Raw genomic sequence first — 25,693 nt, forward strand, 5'->3', positions numbered from 1 at the left:
AAAACGGGCCGCCGAGAAGAACCTCGACGGCCCGTGCGTCTACGTGGTCGGGTTGACTGGATTCGAACCAGCGACCTCTCGGTCCCGAACCGAGCGCTCTACCAAGCTGAGCCACAACCCGTAGCGAGGGAGTATTCTAGCAGACTTCCTCCGGCAAACCAACTGTTTTTGTTGACCAGGCGCGCCAGCCCCGCTCGCGAGTCGCGCGCGCGGCCACGGCCTCCGCTGCGGCGACGCTCTCACAGAGGGCAAACGAGCACGTCCCGGAGCCCGTGACCTGCGCCCCCGTCACACCGTCCTGGGCTCGCAGCCAGGCCTCGACCTCGCCGGCCTCCGGGCAGAGGGCGCAGGCGGCGGGTGCGAGGTTGTTGTGAAGGCCCGCCGCGACGCGCGCCGCGTCGGACGCCTCGAGCGCCTCGCAGAGGGAGTCGTAGGGTGCGGGGTCGGTGCCGGTACGGTCGAACTCGGCGTAGGCCTCCACGGTCGAGCCGCCCTCGGCGCCGGGCATCACGAGCGCGACCGGGATCTCAATCGTGGGAAACGTGCGCTCCCGGACGTCGCCCGCGCCGGTGCAGAGCGAGGGCGTGGGGTCGAGGAAGAAGGCGACGTCGGCGCCGACGCGGCGGGCGACCGACACCACGCGCTCGTCGAGCGCGTCGACGCCCCAGCGTGCGGCGAGCGCGCGCAGCGTCGCGCCCGCGTCGGCAGACGAGCCTCCCAGCCCCGCGCGCTCGGGGATGCTGGCCCTCACGCTCACGCGCACCGAGGGCCTCGTGCCGAGCTCTTCGGCAAGCATGCTCGCCGCCCTCCACACGCCGCTTCTCTGCGGCTCGATGCCGAGGGGCGGGTCAAAGGCCACCTCGAGCGAGGGGGCATCCTCCACGCTCACCACGTCGAAGAGCCCCACCGGAACCATCACGGAGTCGACGCGGTGGTAGCCCCGCGCGTCCTTCTCGCGGTGAACGCCCAGGTGGAGGTTGACCTTGCAGGGGGTCGTGACGACCGTGGGAGAGGCCATGCCGGGGGCCGGCTACTCGCCGGCGGGCTCGACGAAGTCGAAGAGGCGCTCACCGGACTCGATGTCGAAGAGCTCGACGGTTCCGGTGAGGACGTCGACGTACTGGTACGACTGGCGTGCCGTGCGCCCGCGACGCTCCTCGACCTCGACGACGAACAGCGACGGGTGCGCGTGCACGAGCGTGCCGGTGCGCTCTACGATGCGCGAACGACCCATGTTAGCCTTGACCTTGAGGCGCTTGCCCTCGAGCTCGTGAAGCTGCTCTCGAATCTCGTCAACGCGGTTGACGGGAGGAATCTCGTTGTCCATATGAACCTCCGCACGCCCGGACGGGCGAAATAGCCAAAATGCCGCAAATTTCATCATATGCCGCAATCGAAAGCTCGGCAATCGCGGAGTCAAGGCGTCACGATAAGACCATCCCCCCGGGAATGTTGACCACGGGATGACGAGAAGCGCCTGTCCCCCGCATCATCCCGCGTCTGCTACACTGCCCGCAGGACCGGACGAGGGGAGCAGGATGGACGAGTCGCGTCTTTCGAGGGTGAGGGCCAACCTGGCCGACCGGGGCCTTTCGCAGGCGCTCGTGGTCGACCCGCTCTCGATCTGGTGGCTGTGCGGCTACCACACCGAGCCCTACGAGCGCTTCCTCGCGCTGCTCGTGCGCGCCGAGGGCGAGCCCGTGCTCTTTGCAAACCAGCTCTTCCCCGACCCCTCCGGGTGCGGGGCGCGCGTGGTGGGCTTCTCCGACACCGACGACCCCGTCGCCCTGGTCTGCGAGCACACCGACCGCACGCGCCCCCTCGGCGTGGACAAGGACCTCGCCGCCCGGTGGCTCGTGCCGCTCATGGAGTCGGGCGCGGCCAGCTCCTTCGTGCTCGCCTCGTACGCGGTTGACGACGCCCGCTCCGTCAAGGACGCGCGCGAGCGCGAGCTCATGCGCGCGGCGTCGGCCACAAACGACGAGGCCATGACCTGGCTCGTCGACCAGGTCCGCCCGGGCGTCACCGAGCGCCAGATCGCCGACGCCCTGCTCGGCGAGTACCGCCGCCTCGGCGCGCAGGACCACTCCTTCTCCCCCATCGTGAGCTTCGGGGACCATGCGGCGGACCCGCACCACGAGCCCGACGACACCCCGCTCTCGTCCGGCGACATGGTCCTCTTTGACGTGGGCTGCAAGCGCGACTGGTACTGCTCGGACATGACGCGCACCTTCTTCACCGCCGAGCCCACGGCACACCAGCGCGCCGTCTACGACGCGGTGCTGCGCGCCAACGAAGCGGCCGAGAAGATCGTGCGCCCCGGCGTGACGTTCGCGCAGATCGACCGCGCTGCGCGGGGCGTGATCGAGGACGCGGGCTGGGGCGCGGCCTTCACGCACCGCCTGGGCCACCAGATCGGGCTCGTGGACCACGAGCCCGGGGACGTCTCCGCCACCCACGACGAGCCCGTCCGTCCCGGCCAGTGCTTCTCCATCGAGCCCGGCATCTACCTGCCCGGCGACATGGGCGTGCGCATCGAGGACCTCGTCATCGTCACCGAGGACGGCTGCGAGGTCCTCAACCGCTACCCGAAGGGCCTTACGGTTCTGTAGCAGCGGGCGTGCCGGCGATTGCCTCCGTGCGCATGGGAGGCGTTGCAGCCACAGGGGCCGGCGGGAACCTCCGCGCGCAGTTTTGCAGCGACGGGGCGAGAAGATAGTTCTTCTCGCCCCGTCGCGAAACTGTTTGAGCACGGAGGCTCCCGCCGGCCCCGCCGCTTCCGAAAAGGACTACTCGGTCGGGCAGAGCGAGAGCGCGGCCTCGTCGGCGACCACCACGCAGTTGGTGTGCAGCTGCAGGATGGAGGCGGGGCAGCTCGGCGTGACGGGGCCGAAGCACATGTCGCGGACGGCCTGGGCCTTGGCCTCGCCGTTGGCGATCACGAGGATCTGGCGCGCGTACATGATGGTCTGGGTGCCCATGGTGTAGGCCTGGCGCGGGACGTCCTCGATGCGGTCGAACAGGCGGCTGTTGGCCTGGATGGTGGACTCGGTCAGGTCGACGCAGTGGGTGCCCTTGGAGAAGTGGTCGTCGGGCTCGTTGAATCCGATGTGGCCGTTGTTGCCGATGCCAAGGAGCTGCAGGTCGGGATAGCCGGCGGCGGCGACCATGCGGTCGTACTCGGCGCAGGCAGCGTCGGCGTCGGGGTTGGCGCCGTCGGGCACGTGGGTGTTGGCCAGGTCGATGTTGACGTGATCAAAGAGGTTCTCGCGCATGAAGTAGTGGTAGCTCTGCGGGTCGTCGTGGGAAAGGCCGCGATACTCGTCAAGGTTGTAGGTGCGGACCTGCGAGAAGTCGCAGTCGCCCTTGTGGTTCCACTCGATGAGCTGCTTGTAGGTGCCAACGGGCGTGGAGCCGGTGGCCAGGCCCAGCACGCAGTCGGGCTTGAGGATGACCTGCGCCGAGATGATGTTGGCCGCCTTGCGGCTCATGTCGGCGTAGTCCTTGGCGCGCAGAATCTTCATGGTGCGTCCCTTCTAACAGCGGCGGGCCTCCCCGCCCGCCGTGCGGCCCCATCGGCCGCGGCCAATGTGACTGCGACCACCAGGGCGAGGTCGCGCAAAGCTATGAGAAGGACTCGCCGCGTCGAGGCCCCTGCCCGTCCACAGCGACCTGAGGCGCACCGCCCCAGACGCTTTGATGATGCCACCGCGGGGTGCCTCCGGCCAGACGCATTCCGCGAACGGCGAGAAGCGCCCCGCGGCGTGACGGCTTTTGGGGGCAGGCGGCTCCCGGCGGCTACAGCTTGGACGCCAGGTCCTCCAGCGCGTGGAAGCGGTGCGAGATCTGGTTCTTCTCGTCCAGCGTGAGCTCGGCCATGGTCTTGCCGGGGGTCTCGGCGGGAAGGAACAGCGGGTCGTAGCCAAAGCCGTGGCTGCCGCGCGGGACATGCCCGACCACGCCCTCGCAGTCGCCGTCGCCGCGCAGGACCTCGTCGCCGCGCACGAGCACCACGCTCGAGTGGAAGCGGGCGGTGCGGGCCTCGTCGGCGACGCCATCCATCTCCCGCATGAGCCTCTCGTTGTTGGCGGCGTCGTTGCCGTGCTCGCCCGCCCAGCGCGCGGAGTAGATGCCCGGCGCGCCATCGAGGGCGTCGACGCACAGGCCCGAGTCGTCCGCCACGGCCATGGCAAGGCCGGTCTGCGCCTGGGCCGCGCGCGCCTTGATGAGGGCGTTGTCAAAGAAGGTCTGCCCGTCCTCGACCGGGTCGGGGAAGTCCCCGAGCTCGCCGAGGGCCACGAAGCGCACGCCGGGCATCGCCGGCGCGAGGATCGCCTCGATCTCCACGACCTTGTGCGCGTTGCCCGTCGCGACGACCACGGTGCGCGCGGGGTCGAGCTCGCTGATGCTGAGGTGTGCCATGTCCTTCTCCCCTCGATTCGGTTTCTACAGCCGGTAGCCCGTCGCCTCGCGCTGCAGCTCGCACAGGCGCGCCACGCCCGCCTGCCCCAGGTCGAGCAGGGCGTCGAGCTGGGCGCGGTCGAGCGTGGAGCGCTCGCCGGTGCCCTGCACCTCCACGATCCGGCCGTCGCCGGTGCCCACGAGGTTGAGGTCGACCTCGGCGTGGCTGTCCTCGGGATAGTCCAGGTCGAGCAGGGCGATGCCGCCCACGATGCCCGCGGAGACGGCCGCCACCTGGCCGGTGAGCGGGAGCCGCGGCAGGCGGCCCCGCTCGACGAGGCTCGAGAGCGCGCCGTGCAGCGCCACCCACGCGCCCGTGACCGAGGCCGTGCGCGTGCCGCCGTCGGCCTGGATGACGTCGCAGTCGAGCGTGATCGTCACCTCGCCGAGGCGGTCGAGCCGCACGACGGAGCGCAGGCTTCGCCCGATGAGGCGCTCGATCTCCATGGAGCGGCCCTTGCGCCCGCGGTACTCGCGCGGGGTACGGCGACTGCCGGAGGCCGGCAGCATCGCGTACTCGGCCGTGACCCAGCCGGCGTGCGCGCCCTTGCGCCAGGCGGGCACGCCCTCCTCCACGCTCGCCGCGCAGAGCACGCGCGTGTCGCCGAACTCGGCGAGGCACGAGCCGGCGGCGTTCTTCAGCACGCCCGGGGTGAGCGTGACCTGCCGCATCTCGTCCGCCGCGCGGCCCGACGGCCTCGCACCACCTGCCATGATGTCCACTCCCCTCTCCAAGGCCCGTGACCGGTGACCTCGGGAAATTAATCCACATTTGGGCAGCCGCTCCCAAAGCCCAACTGGGGTTTTGTCGCCATCACAAAGCCAAATGTGGATTATTTCCCCATGACCTCGAGACGAGCGCCCCGGACGCCCAAAGAGAGCGGCGCCGCCCCTGCCTGAAGCGGCGCCGCGGCGTTTGTGGTGGGCGATGACGGGTTCGAACCGCCGACCTTGTGCGTGTAAGGCACCTGCGCTAGCCGCTGCGCCAATCGCCCGAGTGGCACGAGTCTACCACGTCCGCAGACACGCCCGGTCGCAGGACGTATACTAGGCCCCATGAATACGACGACACTCGCCTCGCTGGCCGCGCTCCTCGATGAGCAGGGCCTGCTTGCAGGCACTCACAACCTCACGGCCGAGGCGGGCGCGACGCCCGTCACCGGCGCCGACTGCGACTCGCGCGTCGCCCGCGCGGGGCACGTCTTCGTGTGCAAGGGCGCGGCGTTCAGGCCCGCCTACCTCACGAGCGCGCTCGAGCTCGGCGCCGTCGCCTACCTCTGCGACGAGGCGCACGCCGCCGAGCTCGCCGAGACGGCGCCCGCCGCGCCTGCCCTCGTCGCGAGCGACCTGCGCCGCGCGATGGCGCACGTCTCGGCCGAGGCCTGGGGCCACCCCGACCGCGACGTGCGCGTCGTGGGCATCACGGGCACCAAGGGCAAGTCGACGGTCTCCTACATGCTGCGCGCCATCCTCGACGGCGACGAGGTCGGCTCGGGCACCGCCGTCATCGGCTCCATCGACACCTACGACGGGGTCGAGCACTTCGAGAGCCACAACACCACGCCGGAGTCGCCCGACCTCTGGCGCCACATCGCCAACACGCGCGACTCGGGCCTGCCCGTCCTCGACATGGAGGTCTCGAGCCAGGCGCTCAAGTACGACCGCGTGGTCGGCCTCGACCTCGACGTGGCGTGTTTCCTCAACATCGGCCGCGACCACATCTCCCCCGTCGAGCACCCTAGCTTCGAGGACTACTTCGAGAGCAAGCTGCGCATCTTCGACCAGGCGAGAAGCGCCGTGGTGAACATGGACTGCGACCATGCCGACGTGATCGCCGCGCGGGCCGCGCGCTGCCCGCGCGCGCTGCGCTTCTCGGCGGAGGGGGCGGACGGCGCGGACGTGTGGGCGTCCGAGGTGCGCTCCGAGCTCGGCCGCGTGAGCTTCGTCGCGCACACCCCCAGCTGGGAGGCAACGATCACCCTCGCGATGCCCGGGCTCTTCAACGTCGACAACGCCCTCGCCGCGATCGCCGTGTGCGAGCTGCTCGGCATCGACGCGAAGCGCGTAGTCGCCGGCCTCGCGCGCGCCAAGACGCCCGGGCGCATGGAGCTCATCGGCGAGCCGGGCGACCGAGTCGTCGCGCTCGTGGACTACGCCCACAACAAGCTCTCCTACCAGAGGTTCTTCTCGTCCGTGACCAAGGAGTTCCCGGGACATCGCATCATCGTGGTCATGGGCGCGCCCGGCGGCAAGGCCTACGAGCGCCGCACGGAGCTGCCGCAGGAGGCGGCCAAGTGGGCCGACCACCTCATCTACACCGAGGAGGACCCCGCGCACGACCCGGTGGAGGAGATCTGCGCCCAGATGGTCGCGGCAACGCCCGCGGGAACCTCCCACGAGGTCATCTACGACCGCGAGGCCGCCATCCGCCGTGCTGTCGAGCTGGGCTTTGAGGGCGAGGGGCCCGCGCTCGTGTGCCTGCTCGCCAAGGGGGACGAGACCCGCCAGCACGTGGGCGACGAGTTCGTCCCCTGCCGCACCGACGGCGAGGTCTTCCTCGAGGCAGCCGAGAAGTACGCGCAGCGGCCCTAAGGGGGCCACCCCCCTCTAGGGTCCGCATCCCCTAGATCAGGCCGAAGTGCTCCAGGCCCGTGACCACGCCGTCGTCCGCGGCGGAGTCCGTCACGTAGTCCGCGCGCGCCTTGACGCCGGGCAGCGCGTTGCCCATGGCGACGAAGGTCTCGACGTGATCGGCCATGGAGAGGTCGTTCTCCGAGTCGCCGAAGGCGAAGGTGCGCTCGCGGCCGTGGCCGAGGCGCTCGAGCGCGACGTCGATCGCGGTCCCCTTGTCCACGCCGACGAGCGAGAACTCGTAGGTGCTGTACTGCAGGTCGCAGACCGTGAAGTACCGCTCGCAGAACTCGCGGACGGGCGCGATGTCGTCCAGCGTGACGTCGCTCACGCAGAACTTGCAGAAGCTGTGGCGGCCGATCGCGCGCTCGACCCCCGCGAGGTCGTGCGCGAGCTCTGAGCTCGCGAAGCTTGCCGGGGCACCGTCCGGGCGCAGCTCGAGGTTGCACTCGACGCCCTCGAACGTCACGCTGACCCCGGCCTCGACGAAGCGCCGTGCGACCTCCATGAGCAGGTCGTTCTCGACGACGGCGTTGCGCACGACCTCGTCGCCCACGCGCACGTAGGCGCCCGCGCCCGCGATGACGCCGTCGGGGCCGAGGTCCAGCAGCGTGTCCGGGATGAAGGGCACGTGGCGACCCGTGCAGATGAAGGTGCGGTGCCCCGCCGCGCGCATGCGCCGAAACGCCCCGTACACGCCGTCGGTCGGCCGAGGCCTGGAGAAGACCGCGTCGGCGCCCGACGTGCGTGCCTTCTCCATGTCGTGCCACACCAGCGTCCCATCGACGTCAAAGAACGCGACCGCGCCGCCCTTCTCGCCCATGAGCCCTCCCTCTCGTCTGTGCCTGACGCGCCATTGTAGCGGACCCGTGTAAGGGAACCGACAGGAAAAGGGCCGGGACGCAGAGGTCCCGGCCCTCGAGTCGTGCGATGCTCGCGCGAGCGGCTGGACTAGAAGTCCACGTCCACGTCGTTGTAGACGCACTCGAGGAGCTTCTCCATCTCCTCGGGCGTGGGCTGGCGCGGGTTGGAGCCGGTGCAGGCGTCGCCGATGGCGTCGACGGCGATGCGGCTCTTCTTCTCCTCGAACTCGGCGTAGTCGATGACGGACTCGTCGGCCTTGACGCCGCCCTTGCCGTAGTTCTTGATGCCCTGCGGGATGTCGATCTTGTCGTTGAGGTCGCGGATCATCTGGACGAGAGCGGCAACGAGCTCGTCCTCGGTCTCGCCGGCGAGGTGGAAGACCTCCTTGGCGATGTAGGCGTAGCGGCTCTTGGCGCGGGCGTCCTTGGAGTTGAACTGGATGACCTTGCCGAGGTACATGGCGTTGGCGCAGCCGTGGATGATGTGGTCACCGGTGAAGGCGGCGCCGGTCTTGTGCGCCATGGAGTGCACGATGCCGAGCAGGCCGCTCGAGAAGGCGATGCCGGCGATGCACTGGGCGTCGTGCATGTGCTGACGGGCCTCCTTGTCGCCGGCGTAGCTCTTGGGGAGCCACTCGACGATCTCGCGCATGGCGTAGAGGGCGTTGGCGTCGGTGTAGGCGGAGCCGGCGGTGGAGACGTAGGCCTCGATGGAGTGGGTCAGGGCGTCCATGCCGGTGTGCGCGCAGAGCTTGGCGGGCATGGTGTAGGTGAGCTCGGGGTCGACGATGGCCACGTCAGGCGTGATCTCGAAGTCGGCGATCGGGAACTTGATACCCTTGGAGTAGTCGGTGATGATCGAGAAGGCCGTGACCTCGGTGGCGGTGCCGGAGGTGGAGGAGATGGCGCAGAAGTGGGCCTTGGTGCGCAGCTTGGGCAGGCCGAAGACCTTGCACATGTCCTCGAAGGTGGTCTCGGGGTACTCGTACTTGATCCACATGGCCTTGGCCGCGTCGATGGGGCTGCCGCCGCCGATGGCGATGATCCAGTCGGGCTGGAACTCGGACATCACGGCCGCGCCGTTCATGACGGTCTCGACGGACGGGTCGGACTCGACACCCTCGATGAGCTTGACCTCGAAGCCGGCCTCCTTGAGGTCGTTCTCGACGTCCTGCAGGAAGCCGCCGCGACGCATGGAGCCGCCGCCGGTGACGATGACGGCGCGCTCGCCCTTGAGGTTCTTCACCTCGTGGCGGGCACCCTCGCCAAAGTACAGGTCACGCGGGTTGGTGAAACGTCCCATAACACACTCCTCCAATTCATTTGCCGCCGCCACCGCGACGGATCGCAAGCGGGGGCATCTCCCCCGCCTTTTGCCGAAACGAGAAGTACCGCGGCCGCGCGAGGTCCCGCCGCACGGTCGGCTACAGTATAGCGAAATCCCCTCGCGCCATTTGGGGGTTTTCCGGCGTCCGGCGAGCGGCAAATATAGGCGTTTACGTGGTGTTTTCTGGCGGGCGAGCGGCAGGCGCGCAGCGCTGGGCCGCCGAGCCGAGCCGCGCGGGCGCTTCTCGGCTACCATAGGCAGAGAGGGGAGGAGAGATGGCACACGATCCAAGGCGCGAGGACTACCAGAGGCTGAGCCTGCGCTACGCGCTCGAGCTCGACGGGGACGACCCGTTCGCCGCCTCGCGCGCCTTCGCCACCTTCGGGCGGCGCTTCGCCCAGAACCGCGACTCGCTCCCCCAGTCCGACGCCGACCGCGCCTTCCACCTCGTCACCCTCGCGACGGAGGCCATCGACTACCGGCTGCCGTTTGCCACCGACGCCCAGGCCGAGGAGCTCATCTCCCGCGGCCGGGCGCTTCTCGACGAGGCGCTCTCCCTCGACGCGTCCTGCTGGGACGCGCTGCGCATGCGCTCGTCCGCCCAGACCTCCTCGATCGACGAGCGCTACTGGTTCCTCGCCGGGCGCGTCGACGAGGTCCAGGCCTCCTGCGAGGAGGAGCGCGAGCGCGTCATCGAGGCGCTCGGGGGCGAGCGGGGCACGCTCGGGGCCACGATCTCCATGCGCCCCTACTGGCGCTGGCTCGCCTCCATGGCCGAGCAGGCGCTCATCTGCGGCCGCAACCACGACGCCGTCGCTGCGGCCGAGCGGCTGCTCGCGTCCGACCCGCGCGACCTCTCGGACGTGCGCTTCACGCTCGCCTACGCCCTCGCCAAGCTCGAGGACGAGGAGGGGCTCGCCGACCTGCGCCGCCGCTACGCGACCATCTCCCCGCTCCGCGCCGCCGACGACGCCTGGATAACGCTCGCCGAGGTCGCGCTCGCCCACAAGCGCTGCGACTTCTCCGCGGCGCGCGAGGGCCTCTCGCACCTGCTTGCGACCTATCCCAAGTGCGGGTTTGCGCTCATCCGCCAGAGCGAGCTGCCCGACGGGGAGTTCGCCCGCCTGCGCGTGCAGCCCTACGGCGAGGACGAGATCATCATCGCCGTGAGCGAGGGCATCGTCTTGCTGCAGGAGGGCAGCGACCGCTCCGGCCGCGGCGTGCTCGGGTCGTGGGTCGCCAAGGCCGTCTCCGAGCTCGACCCGACCGCGGCGGACGAGGCCTCCCGGATCTCCGGGGGCGAGGGGGTGACGCGGCAGTGAGGGCGTGGGACGAGCTGGTGACGCGCTGCGCCGAGCGCCGGCGCGCCGAGATGGGGGGCCTGTCCGACCAGGCGTTCGAGGAGCTGCTCATCGCCGTGCGCGAGAACCCCGCCGCGTTTGCCGAGGCGGCCCCCGAGCGCGCGCTGCTCGTGCTCGCGCGCGCCCTCGACGCCTACCGCGAGAGCCGCTCCCACGACGACCTTCTCGACGACGAGGCCTTCGAGGCCGAGCGGGCCCGCCGCCTCGAGGCCCTGCGCGCCGAGTGCGAGCGTGCGCTGGCTGAGGACGAGCGCTGCCTCGACGCGCGGCTGGTCTCCCTTCTCGCCGCCGACCTCGAGCCCGACCCGCTGCTCGAGGGGCTGCTCTCGCTCGATCGCGAGTTTGCCCGCGAGCTGCCCTCCGGCGACGCCTGGGAGGACGTCTCCTGCCGCCCCCACCTGCGCCTTCGTGCCGCGGTGGCCCGCACCTGCGTGGAGTCGTCGCGCTTTCGCATGGCGCAGAGCGCGGCGCTCTCCGTCATGGACGCGTCTCCCTCCGACCCGCTCGGGGCGCGCCACACCCACATGCTCGCGTGCGCCCGGCTCGAGGACGAGCCCGCCTTCGACGCCGTGCTCGCGCGCTTCTCGCACCGCGAGAGCGCCTGGTCGCACCTCGCGCGCGTCCTTCTGCTCTACAAGCTCGACCGCATGCCTGCCGCACGCCGGGCGCTGCACGGCCTCGACGAGCTGTGCGTCGGCGGGGCCTACGCGCTGCTGCGTCCCACCTTCGTCGAGATCTACCTCCCCGACCGCCCCGAGGCGAGCGTCTGCGGACTCGCGGAGTGCATGATGGCCGTGCGCGAGGCGGAGCCCATCATCGCGGACGTGCCGGACTTCATCAACTGGTGCCAGGGGTTTGACTGGCTCGCGGCCTCCGGGGCGCGCTTCGCCGAGAAGAACGACCTGGAGTGGTAGCGTCCCACACGGTTCTTCTCGCCCCATGAAAACGCCCGGACCGCGCAGGCGCGATCCGGGCAGGCAGCTCGTGGTGCCCCCAACGGGAGTCGAACCCGTGTTACAGCCTTGAAAGGGCCGTGTCCTAGGCCACTAGACGATGGGGACGCGCGGTTAAGTATACCAGAGGCGCAGACGGCTCGCGCCCCGCCGGGAGGCCCTGCGCGCCATGGGGGCGCGCCGGCGAGAAGTACATGGTAGGGGCGGTGGGACTCGAACCCACAATCCTTTCGGCCGCGGATTTTAAGTCCGCTGCGTATGCCAGTTCCGCCACGCCCCCACGTGACTACACATCCTAGCGCAAGCGCGGGCGGGCCGCTCAGCGCAGCGGCCGCATCGTCGGCTTCCAGCCGACGGGGGACTCCGTGCCCGAGAGCGTCGCCGCGGCGGCGAGCGCGAGGCCGAAGAGCAGGTCGGACTCGCTGGCCGTGAGCGACTCGAACCCCGTCTGGCGCATCAGCTCCGACACCGCCACCGCGCCGCCGAGCATGACCGGGGCGCGCTTGGCCTGCAGGCCCGGCAGCGCGGCGCGTTCCTCGACCGTCAGGGCGGCGAGCCGCGCCTCGAGGGCCTCGACCCGCTCGCGCGGGAGCGCGCAGAGGTGGACCTTCGAGGAGTCGTACGGCTCCAGGCCCTTGTCGATCGCGACGAGGCTCGTCACCGTGCCGCCGCACACCACGAGCAGCTCCGGCGCGTCCGCGGCCGCCCTCCCCGACCCGGCTGCCCAGAGGCCACCCTCCTCCACGACCGGCGCGAAGGCGTGGGCGGCGAAGGCGTGGGCGGCGGCCAGATCGTCTTTGGGCGCAGGGCCCTCCGAGGCGAGGAACTTCTCGGTCACGCGGCGGCACCCAACGTCAACGGAGCGAACGAAGGCCAGCTCAAACGTGCCGTCCTCGCCCAGCGAACCGCACGCGAGCTCGGTGGAGCCGCCGCCGTTGTCGGCCACGAGGAGGCGCCGGCCGCGAAAGTCCTGGGCCACGCCGAGGAAGGTCAGCGCGCCCTCCACCTCGCCGGGGATGATGAGCGGGTCGAGGCCGAGCGAGTCGAGCGCGGCACCCAGCTCGCGGGCGTTCTCCGCGTCGCGCGCGGCGCTCGTGAGCGTGCAGCATGCCGCGACGGCCCCCGCCTCGCGGGCGGAGTCCACGTAGCCGCGCGCGCAGGCGAAGACGCGCTCCATGGCCTCCTGCCTGAGGCGGCCCGTGGCGTCCACCCCCTCGCCGAGGTTGCAGATCTCCGAGTGCTTGGCCAGGCGCACCACGCGGCCGCCCTCGACGTCCGCGACGGCAAGCCGCGCGGTGACGGTACCGATGTCGATGCAGGCAAGACGCATGGGTCAGTCCCCCTCGTAGCCAAAGATGAAGTCCGTGACGCCCAGGTACCAGGGCTCGGCAGGCGCCTGCTCCGCGGGCTCGTCGGAGGAGTCGTCGCCCTCGGTGAGCCCGTCCACCACCACGCTCTTCTCGCCCTCCTCGACGTAGCCCCTGCGGCGGGCCTCGTCCTTGATGCCCTCCTCGGTCGTGAGGTTGTCAATGTCCCCCTGGACCTCCTCGTTGGCCTGGGTGAGCTCGGAGAGGGTCTGGGAGCGGGCGGACTCGAGGCGCCACTGGCGGTAGAGGTCGCAGGAGGGGCCGTAGAGGGCCGCCACCACGACGAGAAGCGCGACGGCCACGATGATCGGCACGCGGAAGCGGGCGAGAAGCCCCGCGGCGTCGAGGTTGGAGACGCGCTCGCGCAGGGCGGACGCGCCGCCCGGCGACGGCGCGCGGCGGGTGGTGCGGTCCTCCCGCACGGTGCCCCGGGGCGGACGGTCGGGCCTTGCGGCGCGGCGGCGGGTCGGGCCGGCCTCGGCGCGCGGGCGGGACGTGGGTACGCGACGTGTGGCTGTCTTGCTCATGCCGGCTTCGTTTCTGGGTCGTTTTGGCAGGCTCGAGACGTCACGCGTGGGCGCGGCGCCTCCCCCTCTTTATACCAGACGCCCCGGCGCGCGGCGGCAGCGTCAGGCCTTCTCCTCCGCCTTAGCACGTTCCCAGAGCTCGTTGAGGAGGTCGTCGCCGAGCGACTCCGCCTCGAGCCCGCGCTCGCGCGCGAGCTCCTCGACGCGCGACCAGCGGCGCCTGAACTTGCGGTTTGCCCCCGCGAGCGCCTCCTCGGCGTCGATGCCCTCCCAGCGCGCGACGTTCACCAGCGAGAAGAGCAGGTCGCCAAACTCCGCGGCGCGCTCCGGGCTGCCGGGGGCCTCGCGCTCGAACTCCGCGCGCTCCTCGGCGACCTTGTCCCACACGCCCTCGACCGAGCGCCACTCGAAGCCCGCCTTGGCGGCGCGCTTGGAGATCTTCTGGCACTGCATGAGCGCGGGCAGGCTGCGCGGCACGGAGTCGAGAAGCCCCTGGGGCCGCTCGTCCTCCCCCGCGGCAGCGCGCTCGGCGGCCTTGACGTCGTCCCAGATGTCGACGACCTCGCCGCCGTCGGACGCGGCGGCGTGCTCGCCAAAGACGTGCGGGTGGCGGCGAACGAGCTTCTCGTTGAGGCCGCGGACCACGTCGTCGATGGTGAAGGCCCCGTCGTCCGCGGCGATCTGCGCGTGCAGGACCACCTGCTCCAGGACGTCGCCGAGCTCCTCGACGAGGTGGGCGGTGTCGTCGGCCTCGATGGCCTCCACCGCCTCGTAGGCCTCCTCGACCATGTTCTTGGTGATGGAGCGGTGCGTCTGCTCGCGGTCCCACGGGCAGCCGTCCGGCTGGCGCAGGCGCCACATCGTGCGCACGAGGCGGTCGAACTCGGGGTGCGTCGTGGGCGCGCCGGGACGGGCTGCGGTCTGCGCGTCCACGCGGTCTGCGGCTTGCGACATGGGGCTCCTCTCGTCGGTTCTTCTCGCCCGATTCTAGCGCCGCGAGGCTCAGTCGTGGTGGTGGTGACCGTGGTGGTCGTGGTGGTGCGCGCCCCGGTAGTCGAGCGAGTCGTCCTCACCCGCGTCCGCGCGCCCCGCGGCAACGGCGTCGCGCACCAGCGGCAGCAGCGTCTCGCGCAGCCAGGGCCGGCGCACCTCGGGGCCTATGAACACGCCGAGCGCGCCCTTCTCGCCGTCCTCGGACGGCTCCGCGCCCGTCACCGACCACGCACGGTCCACCACGTCGAAGCGCAGCCACTGGCCGCCGCACGGCAGCGACCCCTTGGCCCGCACCACCTCGCCGAACACGCCCGCGACCAGCGCGTCCAGGAACCACAGCAGGTGGTTCTCGGTGGGAAGCGAGATTCCCGCCAGAGACAGGCTCTCAAAATCGTCCTCGGCCGCGGCGCCACCGGTCGCAGCGGGCGCCGAGCTCGCCGCGCGCCCCGGGTCCAGGTCGCGCTCCAGCAGCTCGACGAACCACTCGTCCGGCAGCTCGTCGTACGGCACGTCGACGATGCGCGCGTCCGGGTTCTTCTCGGCAACCCACGCCCGTGCCGCCTCGACCTGGCCCGCGCCCGCGTGCTGGACCTTGGAGAGCACCACCACCGGCGCGGTGGCGACCTGATCCAGGTAGATGTCCCCGAAGCGCTCGCGCTGGCGCTCCCAGGCCACCGCGTCCACGATGACCAGCGGCTGCAGCAGGGAGATTCGCTCGTAGCTCACCTGGTCGACGTTGTCCAGCACGCTCGAGAGCCGGGCCACGCCCGTGGGCTCCACGACGAGGTACTCCGGGTCGAGCGTGTTGGCGATGGTGAGCACGGAGGCGGCAAAGTCCTGCCTGCCCGAGCAGCAGATGCAGTTTTCGGTGGACTCCCACACGGAGAGCTCGTCGGTCTGCGAGAGGACCTTGGCGTCGATGTCCGCCTGGCCGTACTCGTTCTCGTACACCACGAAGTCGCGCCCCGTGCGGCGCGCGAGTTCCTGGATGAACGTCGTCTTTCCCGCCCCGAGGAACCCCGAGACAACCAGCACCCGCATCAGATGTCCTCTCGTAAAAGGGCGGGGGCCGAGAAGGACCCCCGCCCGCAGCTCAGACGTGTCCGCCAGCCGAGACTAGCCCTCGATCCTGACGACCGGCTTGATGAGGTCACGCGGCTTGTCGCGCATCATGAACAGGGCCTCCTCGAGGTGGTCCCACCCGTCGAAGACGTGGCTCACGAGGTGGTGCACGTCAAGGCGACCGGAGCTCACGAGGCTGCCGAGCTTCTCCATGCGCAGGCGGCCGCCGGGCATGAGGCCGCCGTTGATCTCCTTGTGGCCCATGCCGACGCCCCACTCCACGCGCGGGATGGTGACGAAGTCGCCGCCGCCGAGGTAGTTGACGTTGCCGATCTTGCCGCCGGGCTTGAGGACCTTGACGGCGTCCTCGAAGGTCTCGACGCCGCCGCCGGCAACGATGACCTTGTCGACGCCCTTGCCGTCGGTCATGGCCAGCACCTGGTCGGCGATGGGGCCGTCCTTGTAGGAGATGAACTCGTCGGCGCCGTACTTCTTCGCCGCCTCGACGCACACCGGGCGGGTGCCCACGGCGAGGATGCGGGAGGCGCCGCGCATGGAGGCGCCGGCCACGCTCATGAGGCCCACGGGGCCGATGCCGATGACGAGCACGGAGTCGCCGAACTGCACGTCGGCGAGCTCGACGCCGTGGAAGCCCGTGGGGACCATGTCGGAGAGCATGCATGCGTCGACCGGGTCGATGTTCTCGGGCAGGTGGGCGAGGTTGCCGTCGGCGTCGTTGACGTGGAAGAACTCGGAGAAGACGCCGTCCTTGAAGTTGGAGAACTTCCAGCCGGCGAGCATGCCGCCGGAGTGCATGGAGTAGCCGGCCTGGGCCTCGAGGGAGTTCCAGTCGGGCGTGATGGCCGGGATGAGGACGCGGTCGCCGGGCTTGAAGTCACGGACGAGCTCGCCGACCTCGACGACCTCGCCACAGGCCTCGTGGCCCAAGATCATGTTGTGGCGCTCGCCGATGGCGCCCTCCCACAGCGTGTGGACGTCGGACGTGCAGATGGCAACCGCCAGCGGCTTGACCAGCGCGTCCATCGGTCCGATGGCCGGAACCTCCTTCTCGATCCAGCCGGACTCGCCGATCTTGAGCATTGCGTAACCCTTCATAGGCGCACTTCCCTTCGGTCGGTGGTTCACACGCTGCCCCTGTGGCAACCCAACTCACTTAGGGTCCCCGAAACAGCGTCGAAACATAACCGGAGGCGCGGCGGGCGGTCGGCGATAGACCGCAAGCGGCGAGAAGAGCCTCTCGACCGCTTAACAATCTGGGGTTATGGCAGAGAGCGCTGCCAGACTGCTTAACAATCCGGGGTTGTGGCAACGGCCCGTCTCAGGCTGCTTAACAATTCCGGGCTGTGGCAGGGCGCGGACCAACGATTGCTTAGCAATTCCGGGTTATGGCACGCCAGAGACGGCTTTGAGGTTCTTCTCGCCAGGCGATCAGTGCCACAACCCCGGATTTCTAAGCGCTCCACCGCCCCCGATTGCCATAACCCGGATTTACTAAGCCTCACCGCAAGCGGCGAGAAGAACGTGCGACTTTCGGACGGTCCGCGCCTGCAGACCGTCCGCAAGCCGCACGCACTTCTCGCCTGCTACTCGTCCGCCTCGTCGTCGCCGCCGACCTGCTCGAGCACGCCGAGCGCGGCCGGCATGACCTCCTCCTCGGTGCGGTGGAACGGGTAGGCCACCTTCTTCGTCTTGGGGTACACCACGCCGCCGCGCCCCTTGAGCTCGAGCGCCACCGCGCGCGGGACAACGAGCCCCTGGTAGACCAGACGCCCCGCCGCCAGGGACACGCTCGCGCACCCCAGGCGCTGCGCGCGGATCCGCACGCGGGCGCGGTCGAAGAGGTTGCGCCCCGCGAGCGGCAGCGCCCCGTAGCGCTCCTCGCACTCGCGCTGCACGGCGTCCACCTCGGCCAGGTCCACCGCCGCGGCGAGCTGCCGGTACACGAGCACGCGACGGTCCACGTCCGGCAGGTACTCCTCGGCCAGGAAGAAGTCGGCCGGGAGGTTGATGGTGACCTCGGCCTGATCCACGTCGCGCGTCTCGCCGCGGGCCTCGGCCACGGCCTCGCCGAGCATCTGCGTGAAGAGGTCAAAGCCCACGCTGGAGAGGTTGCCGTGCTGCTCGGCGCCCATGAGCGAGCCGGCGCCACGAATCTCGAGGTCGCGCATCGCGATCTTCATGCCACTGCCGAGGTCCTGGTACTCGTTGATGGCCGTAAGGCGGTCGGTGGCCTCGGGCGTGAGCGGCAGCTCGGCCGGGAACATGAAGTAGGCGTAGGCCTGGGTGCGGCCGCGCCCCACGCGCCCCTTGAGCTGGTAGAGCTGCGCCAGGCCCAGGCGCTGGGAGTCCTCGATGATGAGCGTGTTGGTGTGCGGGTTGTCGATGCCGCTCTCGATGATCGTCGTGGCCACCAGCACGTCGATCTCGTGCTCCTGGAAGCGCAGCATGACGTCCTCGACCTCGCGCGCGCTCATCTTGCCGTGCGCCACGCCCACGCGGGCCTCCGGCGCCGCCTCCATGACGCGGCTCACGGCGTCGTCGATCGTGTGGACGCGGTTGGACACGTAGTAGACCTGTCCGCGCCGCGCGAGCTCCTCGCGAATCGCCGCGCTCACGACGTCCGGGTCCCACTCGCCCACCGTGACCTTGACCGGGAGGCGCCCCGGCGGCGGCGTCATGATGAGGCTCATGTCGCGCACGCCGCTCATGGCCATCTGCATCGTGCGCGGGATGGGCGTGGCCGAGAGCGTGAGCACGTCCACCTGCTCGCGCATGTTCTTGAGCTGCTCCTTGTGCTGCACGCCAAAGCGCTGCTCCTCGTCGATGATAACGAGCCCCAGGTCGTAGGGGTTGACGTCAGCAGAGAGCAGGCGGTGCGTGCCAATGAGCACGTCCACCGATCCGTCCGCGAAGCCCTCGAGCGCGCGACGCTGCTGCGCCGGCGTCACAAAGCGCGAGAGCACGGCCACCTTGAGGTCAAACGGCGCAAACCGCGAGAAGAACGTCTCGAAGTGCTGCTGCGCCAGGATGGTCGTGGGGCACAGCACCATCACCTGCTTGGCGTCCTGGCAGCACTTGAACGCCGCCCGCAGCGCGACCTCCGTCTTGCCAAAGCCCACGTCTCCGCAGAGCAGCCGGTCCATGGGCCTTCTCGCCTCCATGTCGGCCTTGATGTCGGCGATGGCGGAGCGCTGGTCGGGCGTGAGCTCGTAGCGGAAGCTCGACTCCATCTCCTGCTGGACCGGCGTGTCGGGCGAGAAGGCAAACCCCGGGACCGAGGAGCGGCGCGTATAGAGGTCCACGAGGTCGAAGGCGAGCTTCTTCGCGGACTTGCGCGCCTTGTTCGTAGCCCGGCTCCAGTCCGCGGTGTTGAGGCGCGTGAGGCGCGGGCTGCTGCCGTCCGGGCCCACGTAGCGCGTGAGGCGGTCGACCTGCTCGAGCGGCACGAAGAGCTTGTCCTCGCCGGCGTACTCCAGCAGGAAGTAGTCGCGCTCGCGCCCCGCGACCTCCTGGCGCACGATCGCCGAGAAGAGCGCGATACCGTGCGTCGCGTGGACCACGTAGTCGCCCGGCTTGAACGGGAAGGTCACGCTCGTGGGGTCCACGCGGCGTGCACGGCGCCGGGCCTTTGCGGTGCGGGAGCTGAGATCGGAGACCGAGAGGACGGCCAGGCTCGCGCCCGGCACCTCGATGCCCGCGGGGACGGGGGCGTCGGTGAAGGTGACCTGTCCGCGCGCGAGGGGCGGTACCTGCGGGTCGTTGTTCTCGGCCGCCGTGCCCAGCGACTCAACGAAGGGGATGTTCTCGTCGGAGAGGCGCAGCTCGAGCGCCTCGCGCGCGCCGCGGTCCGGGACCGCGAAGAGCACGGCCGAGCGGTCGCGCACGAGCTGGCGCACGCGCCCGACGAGCTTTGTGTCGGAGCCCGCGATCTGGGGCTGGCGCACGGCGAGCTCGGCCGTGGACGCACCGGTGCCCGCGCGCAGCATGGACGAGAAGGACAGGCGCTGCTGGCTGCCAAAGTCCATCTCGCGCGGCGAGGTGTAGAGCCCCTCGAGCGAGACGCGGGCCGCGTTGGCCGCGGAGAGGACCTCGTCGGCCTCGCGCATGCAGTCGTCGAAGAGGGCTCGTGGCTCGGCGAGCACCACGAGCGCGCCAGCGCAGAGGTGCTCGAGCGGCGAGGCGGTGGCGCCGTAGAGCTGCGGGAGGTAGCGCTCGAGCGCGGGGGCTGCGGCACGCTGGCGAATGAGCTCCAGGTCGGCGGCCACCTTGGTGCTCTCCTGGGCCTCCTTGAACAGCGCCCGCTCGGCGCGGGCGACGGTCTCGTCCGTGAGGGCGAGCTCGCGGCACGGCGAGACCGTCACCTCGCTCAGCTCGCCGATGGTCTGCCCCGTCGAGGGGACCATCCGGCGCACGCGGTCGATCTCGTCGCCAAAGAACTCGATCCGCACGGGCGCGGTCGCCTGCGCGGGGAAGACGTCGACGGAGTCCCCGTGCACGTGGAAGGTGCCGGGCGCGTCCACGTCGCCGGCGTCGTTGTAGCCCATGCCCACGAGCAGCGCGGGAACGTCCTCGAAGGGGACCTCCTCGCCCACGCAGAAGGTGCTCGAGGCGAAGTAGCCGCTGCCCTTGGGCGGAACGCGACGCAGCAGGGCGTGGGCTGACGCCACGATCACGCAGCCCTCCCCGGCCGCAAGGCGCGCGACGGAGCGGCACCGTGCGCCGACGACGGCGTCGTCGGGGGCGGTATCTGCCCAGGGCCGGTCACGACGGTCGGGGTAGCGGCCCACCACGTCCTGCCCGAGCCACGCCGCGAGGGCGCGCGCCGTGCGGTCCGCCGCCTCCTCGCCGGAGACCACGAGCAGGCAGGGACGCGGGTTCGCCGCCCAGAGGGCCGCGAGGACGAGCGGGCGGGCGGACTGCGCCACGGCAAGCGAGGCGTCGCGGCCGGCATCGAGCTCCCGCACGAGCGGGCTGAGCTCCGGGCACGAGAGCAGCTGGCGAGAAACGCGATCGATGAGCATGGGGGTCCTCTACACAGATGGGCGCCGGCCCCGGCAGGCGGGGTCGGTGCGCGAAAGTCGGTTCTTCTCGCCCCATTGTACCCGGGGCGAGCTCGTTGGGCGCAGGCTGCTCACAAAATCCGGGCCGAACCGTCCGGGCCTGGCGAGAAGGGTGCCCGCCATCACGCGCCATACGCCTCAAGCGGGACCAGCTCGCACGTCCCCTCGCCCGCGGAGCGCATCGCCGCCCGGGCGCGCTCCCGCTTCCGACCGAGCCAGCTGACTCCGTCGATGTGCTCGAGCTCGCGGTAGAGCTCCTCCCGCCGCTCGCGTCGCTCCCGCGCCGACGCACGGGTCAGCCCCACGCGCGGGTAGCCGAGCTCGCCACGGATCTTCTCCACCAGGGCGTCCATGTAGTCGAGGTCGTCGTACTGCTCACGGCGCACCAGGTACTCGCTGACCCCCAGCGCCTTGAGCTCGTTGGTACGGGCCACGTCCTGCACCATGCGGGCCGGCAGCTCGTGCTTCCTCCCCAGGTACTCGACGGCCACCGCCTCGCTTCCGTCCGGCGACCCGATCAAGATGTCCGGCCGGCGAACGCCGGAGCGCGGGCACTCGCCAAGCCTGCGCACCGCAAGCCCCTCGTTCATCGAGAGCAGGTTGAGGTGCCACCCGCCCAGCGCCGGCCTGAGCGAGAGGCGCAGCGCGAGCTTGGTCTCCCGCGGAGACCCGGAGCGCACGCATGCCCGGCCCAGCGCGCGGCGCACCCGATCGACGCCGTGGCGCCCGCCCAGTCGCGCGAGGTGCGCGAGCACGCGATCCGGGGTCGTGAGGGGCTCGTCGCGCTGGAACATCCCCTCGTCCTGGCACGGGTCGATGGCGTAGAGGCCCAGGAGCTCGGAGAGCAGACAGGTGAGCTCGAGGTCCGTGAGCCGACTCGCCATCTGGACGGGCAGGTGCTCGGGGGACGTGCAGAGCAGCCCCTCGCCCAGGTCGACGGCCGACCCCTCCGGCAGGGGCCCGGCCTGCAGGTGTGCGCGGACGTCGCATGAGCGCGTGCGGCCACGCCCGTCCGCAACCAGCACGTCGATCGGCCGGGGCAGGCTTCCGAGCAGCGTCCCCGGGGCGAGGAGCTCCTCGAGCTCGCGGCCGGAAGGAGGGCGTGGCGGCACGTGCGCGACGCAGCGCTCGCCCCGTGCGAGCCGCCCCCGCAGGTCCCACCTGCGGAGCACCTCAAGTGCGGTGGTATGTGAAACGAAGGCATCCATGAGCCCGAGCATAGCCCCCGGCAGGAAGGCGCGCGCTCGACAGCCTTCCAGCCGACTTACCGTAGTCTTCCACGAAACTTCAAGAGGCCCCGTTTGCCCAGCTCGCCTCTCTCTGCCGCGCAGCCCTCCTCAGAACGGACATCAAATCCAGCCGCCCGCCCGGAAAATGCGACCTCCCGACCGGACGACCCGGCCCGCACGTCACTCCGTCCCTGCCGGCATGTCCTGACACGTCCCGCGCGGTCTTCTCGCCGCGGAGGCGTGCTTAACAATTCCGGGTTGTGGCAAAGTTCAACGTTTTTCTGCTTAACAATCCGGGGTTGTCCCCCTCTCGCCAGGCGAGAAGAACCCCTGGGTGGTGCCATAACCCCGGATTGTTAAGCATTTCGGGCAAGCGACGGATGCCGTCACTGCCATAACCCGGTTTTCTTAAGCGGCGAGAAGAGCCGCGTTGCCATAACCCGGAATTGTTAAGCGCACCGGGACCGTCCGTTGCCATAACCCCGGATTGTTAAGCGCGGACGGGGAGGCGGGCGCGGGCGAGCGCCGCGGCGAGGCGTGCGTGGGCGGGCGTCGCCTCGCCGCGACGCCCGCCGGGGCGCTACAGAATCCTTCCGCCCTGCTCGGCAAGCTCGGCGAGGCGGCCAGCCGCGGCTGCGACCTCCTCCTCGGTGGCCTGCCAGGTCCAGTTGCCGTCGGCAACGCCCGGCACGTTCATGCGCGCCTCGTCGCCCAGGGAAAGGATGTCCTGCAGCGGGACAATCGCCAGCGCGGCGTCTGAGGCGAGCGCTCGGGCCATGATGCCGTCGGCGAGCGCCACGGCCTCGTCGCGGCCGAGGCCGTAGCGCGACTCGCAGAAGCCCACGAGCGTCTGGTTGTCATGGGTCCCGGTGTAGACCACGGTCTCGGGTCGCGGAACGTAGCTCTCGCGGACGTCGCCGTCGTAGAACTGGGCCACGTCCATGCCCGGGAACCCCGAGGCAGCCACGAGCGCGCGGACCGCGGGCGTGATGGCGCCGAGGTCCTCCGCGATGAAGGGCAGCGGGCCAAACTGGTCGTAGGCGGCGCGGAAGAGGTCGAGGCCCGGCCCGAAGGAGTAGGCGCCGTCGGCCGCGGTGCCGCCCGCGGGAATGGCGTAGAACGACGAGAACCCGATAAAGTGGTCCAGGCGCACGTAGTCGTAGAGCGCCAGAGCGCGGCTGAAGCGACGCAGCCACCAGCCGAAGTTCTGCTCGCGCAGGATGTCCCAGCGGTAGGTCGGGTTGCCCCAGAGCTGGCCCTCCGGCGCGAACGCGTCGGGCGGCGCCCCGGCCATGCGGCGCGGGCGCCCGTCCTCGTCGAGGTCGAAGATGTCCGGCTCGCTCCACACGTCGGCGGAGTCGACCGAGACGAACATCGGCATGTCGCCGATGATCTTCACGCCCCGCTCGTGCGCGTAGCCGAGAAGGTCCTCCCACTCCAGCTGGAACTGGTACTGGAGGCGCCGCTCGTCCTCGACGGCACGGGCCAGGCGCGGATGGCCCGCGAGGCGCGGCGTGAAGGTGCGGTAGACGCCCGGCCACTCCTGCCAGGGCTTCTCGCCGAGAAGCGCCTTCACCGCGCGGAAGGTGGCGTAGGGCGTGAGCCAGTAGTCGTTCTCGTGGCAGAACTCGAGGTAGTCGGGGTCGGTGCCGATCTTCTCGAGCGCGGCGAGGGTCTCCTCGGCGCCACGCTCGAGAAGACCCACGTCCCCGGCGAACGCGGAGAGGCCCGCGTAGGGGGATCCGTAGGCGTCGGGCGGGTTGACCGGGAGCACCTGCCAGTACTTCTGACCGCCGGCGGCGAGCCAGTCCACGAAGCGACGCGCCGGGGCGCCGAGGGTGCCCGGTCGCCCGTCGTTGGGAATCGAGGTCACGTGACACAGGACGCCCATGCCGCGCTCCGGCACGAGCTGCATGCGCCTCTCGTCGTGGAAGTGCAGCACGGAGGTGCCGAGCGGCCACATGAAGACCTCGACCTGGCCGTGACTCACGTGAGCCGGCCGTCCAGAGACCACGTCGGTCACGAGCCGCTCGCCCGTCGGCACCTTGACGGTGTGGGCGCGCTCGAGGCTGGCGTTCACGAGGACGCAGACGCTCTCGCCCTCGCCGCGGCGCCAGAAGCCAAAGACGTCCTCTCCGGACGAGAAGGGCTCGAACTCGCCGTCCACCAGGACCGGGAGCATCTTGCGCAGCGCGATGGCGTTGCGGTATATCGCGGTGCAGTCGGCGTGACCGCCCTCCCACGGGAAGCTCGCGCGGTTATAGGGGTCGCGGAAGCCCTCGACGCCGCGCTCGTCCCCGTAGTAGACGCAGGGGACGCCCGGGAGCGTCATCTGGAGCAGCGCCATCACCCACAGGCGCGCCTTCGCGAGCCCGACCTGGTTGTCGGAGAGGCGGTAGGACGCGCGCTCCTCCTCGGAGAGCGAGTCGGGGTCGGGCGCGCCGCCGAGCACCGTGAACAGGCGCTCGCGGTCGTGGCTGCCCAGGAGGTTGAGGGCGGAGTAGAAGTTGTCGCGCGGGTAGTTCTCTCGCAGCTGCTCGAGGCGCGCGGCCAGCTCGGAGGCGCCGATGTCGCCGCGTATGAAGGCGAGAAGCCCCGTGCGCACGGGGTAGTTCATCGTGGCGTCGAGCTCCCTGCCCTGGAAGTACTGGCGCAGCTTGCCGTAGGCGAGCTTGTTGGAGGCGTCCTCCCAGACCTCGCCGATCAGCACCCCGTCGGGCTTCTCCGTGAGAAGCGCCTGCTTGATCTGCGCGATGAACTCGTCCGTGAGCTCGTCGGCCACGTCGAGGCGCCAGCCGCGGGCGCCGGAGCGCAGCCAGTGGCGGATGACGCCCTGACGGCCGCAGACGAGCTCGTGGAACTCCTCGCAGTCCGAGCGCACGCTCGGGAGGTTCTGGTCTCCCCACCAGCCGGCGTAGGTCCCGTCGTCGTTGAAGGTGAACCAGTCGCGGTAGCGGGAGCCCTCTCCCTGCCAGGCGCCCGGCTCGCGGTAGGTGCCGAAGCGGTTGAAGTAGCGCGAGTCGGCGCCCACGTGGTTGAAGACGCCGTCCAGGATGACCGAGATGCCGTGCTCCTCGGCGTCGACGCACAGGGCGCGGAAGCTCTCCTCGTCGCCAAGCATCGGGTCTATGCGCAGGTAGTCGGCCGTGTCATAGCGATGGTTGCTCGCCGCCTCGAAGACGGGGTTGAGATAGATCGCGGTCACGCCCAGGTCCTCGAGGTAGCCGAGCTTCTCGCGGATGCCCTCGAGGGTGCCCCCGTAGAAGTCCCAGCGCTCGATGCCGCCCTCCTCGGTCCGCGCGTAGGAGGGCGGGGTGTCCCAGTCCTCGAGCACCGCGCGGCCCGGGCCGCCCTTGCGGCGGATTGCCAGCGAGGCCGCGGCGCGCTCCTCCCAGTCCGCCCCGCGCGCAAAGCGGTCGGGGAAGATCTGGTAGACGACGCCCTCGCGGTACCACCGCGGCTGCCGGGCGCGCGGCGTGTAGACCGTGATCTGAAACGACGGCGGGTCGCCGTAGGCGAAGGTGCCCTCGCCCGTGGTCCACCCCTCGCGCGCGCCGTAGCGCCACACCGAGCCGTCGGAGGCCTCGATGTCAAAGCTGTACCACACCACACCGGTCTCGGCAGGCTTGTAGCTTGCCGAGAAGCGCAGGTAGTCACCCATGCGGGAGCCTCGCATCTCGATGAGCTCCTCGCCGTGGGCGTCCGTCCAGACGCGCAGCGTGCAGAAGACGACGTCGTCGCCCCACACGTCGATACTCAGCGAAACGGTGCCGCCCAGCTGGACGGCACCGAATGGGGTTCTGTACTCGGACTCTGATGTAACGTGACGAGCCTTCAA

At 70.3% G+C, this 25,693-nt stretch carries 19 protein-coding genes and 4 tRNA genes; 4 read left to right on the forward strand and 19 right to left on the reverse strand.

Going from position 1 to position 25,693, the window contains the following annotated elements:
- Positions 1 to 44: 44 nt before the first annotated feature.
- The 3 genes from B5F23_RS09190 to B5F23_RS09200 all read right to left on the reverse strand — a co-directional run bounded on the left by B5F23_RS09190 (position 45) and on the right by B5F23_RS09200 (position 1,327).
- Positions 45 to 121, reverse strand: a tRNA-Pro gene (locus B5F23_RS09190).
- A gap of 15 nt (positions 122 to 136) precedes the next feature.
- On the reverse strand, positions 137 to 1,018 hold the full coding sequence (locus B5F23_RS09195; RefSeq protein WP_087354132.1) for a 4-(cytidine 5'-diphospho)-2-C-methyl-D-erythritol kinase: 882 nt from the start codon (positions 1,016 to 1,018) through the stop codon (positions 137 to 139).
- Between the two features lie 12 nt (positions 1,019 to 1,030).
- A complete protein-coding gene (locus tag B5F23_RS09200) occupies positions 1,031 to 1,327 on the reverse strand; it encodes a Veg family protein (protein ID WP_087354135.1) in 297 nt (98 codons plus the stop codon).
- Between the two features lie 211 nt (positions 1,328 to 1,538).
- Between B5F23_RS09200 and B5F23_RS09205 the strand changes: the two genes are divergently transcribed.
- The gene (locus tag B5F23_RS09205; protein ID WP_087354138.1) at positions 1,539 to 2,612 is read left to right on the forward strand and encodes a M24 family metallopeptidase; all 1,074 of its coding nucleotides are present in this window, start codon (positions 1,539 to 1,541) and stop codon (positions 2,610 to 2,612) included.
- Between the two features lie 177 nt (positions 2,613 to 2,789).
- Here the strand turns inward: B5F23_RS09205 and nagB are convergent, their stop codons facing one another.
- The 4 genes from nagB to B5F23_RS09225 form a co-directional block, all read right to left on the reverse strand.
- A complete protein-coding gene (nagB, locus tag B5F23_RS09210; RefSeq protein ID WP_087354140.1) occupies positions 2,790 to 3,524 on the reverse strand; it encodes a glucosamine-6-phosphate deaminase in 735 nt (244 codons plus the stop codon).
- 274 nt (positions 3,525 to 3,798) lie between these two features.
- Positions 3,799 to 4,422, reverse strand: a complete 624-nt coding sequence (rdgB, locus tag B5F23_RS09215; protein ID WP_087354143.1) for an RdgB/HAM1 family non-canonical purine NTP pyrophosphatase — start codon at positions 4,420 to 4,422, stop codon at positions 3,799 to 3,801.
- Between the two features lie 24 nt (positions 4,423 to 4,446).
- Positions 4,447 to 5,175 carry a ribonuclease PH gene (gene rph / locus B5F23_RS09220; RefSeq protein ID WP_087354220.1) on the reverse strand — a complete coding sequence of 243 codons (729 nt, stop codon included), beginning with the start codon at positions 5,173 to 5,175 and terminating at the stop codon, positions 4,447 to 4,449.
- Positions 5,176 to 5,380: 205 nt separating this feature from the next.
- Positions 5,381 to 5,456, reverse strand: a tRNA-Val gene (locus tag B5F23_RS09225).
- A gap of 61 nt (positions 5,457 to 5,517) precedes the next feature.
- Between B5F23_RS09225 and B5F23_RS09230 the strand changes: the two genes are divergently transcribed.
- Positions 5,518 to 7,053, forward strand: coding sequence for a Mur ligase family protein (locus tag B5F23_RS09230; protein WP_087354146.1), 1,536 nt, complete (start codon positions 5,518 to 5,520; stop codon positions 7,051 to 7,053).
- A 31-nt stretch (positions 7,054 to 7,084) separates the two neighbouring features.
- On the opposite strand, the gene B5F23_RS09235 is transcribed toward B5F23_RS09230, so the two are convergent.
- Entirely contained in the window at positions 7,085 to 7,915 is an 831-nt protein-coding gene (locus tag B5F23_RS09235; RefSeq protein ID WP_087354150.1) for an HAD-IIB family hydrolase, read from the reverse strand.
- 128 nt (positions 7,916 to 8,043) lie between these two features.
- Complete coding sequence (locus B5F23_RS09240) at positions 8,044 to 9,258, reverse strand: iron-containing alcohol dehydrogenase (protein WP_087354153.1); 1,215 nt, start codon at positions 9,256 to 9,258, stop codon at positions 8,044 to 8,046.
- Positions 9,259 to 9,557: 299 nt separating this feature from the next.
- On the opposite strand from B5F23_RS09240, the gene B5F23_RS09245 reads away from it, so the two are divergent.
- The gene (locus B5F23_RS09245) at positions 9,558 to 10,604 is read left to right on the forward strand and encodes a response regulator receiver protein (RefSeq protein ID WP_087354155.1); all 1,047 of its coding nucleotides are present in this window, start codon (positions 9,558 to 9,560) and stop codon (positions 10,602 to 10,604) included.
- Complete coding sequence (locus tag B5F23_RS09250) at positions 10,601 to 11,557, forward strand: hypothetical protein (protein WP_087354158.1); 957 nt, start codon at positions 10,601 to 10,603, stop codon at positions 11,555 to 11,557. The genes B5F23_RS09245 and B5F23_RS09250 overlap by 4 nt, the downstream gene beginning before the upstream one ends.
- 71 nt (positions 11,558 to 11,628) lie before the next feature.
- Here B5F23_RS09250 and B5F23_RS09255 read toward each other — a convergent pair.
- From B5F23_RS09255 to B5F23_RS09300, 10 genes are all read right to left on the reverse strand, one after another.
- A tRNA-Glu gene (locus tag B5F23_RS09255) sits at positions 11,629 to 11,704 on the reverse strand.
- 87 nt (positions 11,705 to 11,791) lie between these two features.
- Positions 11,792 to 11,876, reverse strand: a tRNA-Leu gene (locus tag B5F23_RS09260).
- Between the two features lie 39 nt (positions 11,877 to 11,915).
- On the reverse strand, positions 11,916 to 12,926 hold the full coding sequence (locus B5F23_RS09265) for a Ppx/GppA phosphatase family protein (RefSeq protein ID WP_087354161.1): 1,011 nt from the start codon (positions 12,924 to 12,926) through the stop codon (positions 11,916 to 11,918).
- Positions 12,927 to 12,929: 3 nt separating this feature from the next.
- Positions 12,930 to 13,490, reverse strand: a complete 561-nt coding sequence (locus B5F23_RS09270; protein WP_143786401.1) for a hypothetical protein — start codon at positions 13,488 to 13,490, stop codon at positions 12,930 to 12,932.
- A 102-nt stretch (positions 13,491 to 13,592) separates the two neighbouring features.
- The gene (gene mazG / locus B5F23_RS09275) at positions 13,593 to 14,444 is read right to left on the reverse strand and encodes a nucleoside triphosphate pyrophosphohydrolase (protein WP_087354167.1); all 852 of its coding nucleotides are present in this window, start codon (positions 14,442 to 14,444) and stop codon (positions 13,593 to 13,595) included.
- Between the two features lie 48 nt (positions 14,445 to 14,492).
- Positions 14,493 to 15,524, reverse strand: coding sequence for a GTP-binding protein (locus B5F23_RS09280; RefSeq protein WP_087354170.1), 1,032 nt, complete (start codon positions 15,522 to 15,524; stop codon positions 14,493 to 14,495).
- Between the two features lie 75 nt (positions 15,525 to 15,599).
- Positions 15,600 to 16,661, reverse strand: coding sequence for an NAD(P)-dependent alcohol dehydrogenase (locus B5F23_RS09285; protein WP_087354172.1), 1,062 nt, complete (start codon positions 16,659 to 16,661; stop codon positions 15,600 to 15,602).
- Between the two features lie 488 nt (positions 16,662 to 17,149).
- A complete protein-coding gene (gene mfd, locus B5F23_RS09290) occupies positions 17,150 to 20,587 on the reverse strand; it encodes a transcription-repair coupling factor (protein WP_087354175.1) in 3,438 nt (1,145 codons plus the stop codon).
- Between the two features lie 161 nt (positions 20,588 to 20,748).
- Positions 20,749 to 21,834 carry a hypothetical protein gene (locus B5F23_RS09295; RefSeq protein WP_143786402.1) on the reverse strand — a complete coding sequence of 362 codons (1,086 nt, stop codon included), beginning with the start codon at positions 21,832 to 21,834 and terminating at the stop codon, positions 20,749 to 20,751.
- 601 nt (positions 21,835 to 22,435) lie between these two features.
- The gene (locus tag B5F23_RS09300) at positions 22,436 to 25,693 is read right to left on the reverse strand and encodes a 4-alpha-glucanotransferase (RefSeq protein ID WP_087354182.1); all 3,258 of its coding nucleotides are present in this window, start codon (positions 25,691 to 25,693) and stop codon (positions 22,436 to 22,438) included.

It is taken from the genome of Olsenella sp. An188 (assembly GCF_002160255.1).
Classification (GTDB): domain Bacteria; phylum Actinomycetota; class Coriobacteriia; order Coriobacteriales; family Atopobiaceae; genus Thermophilibacter; species Thermophilibacter avistercoris.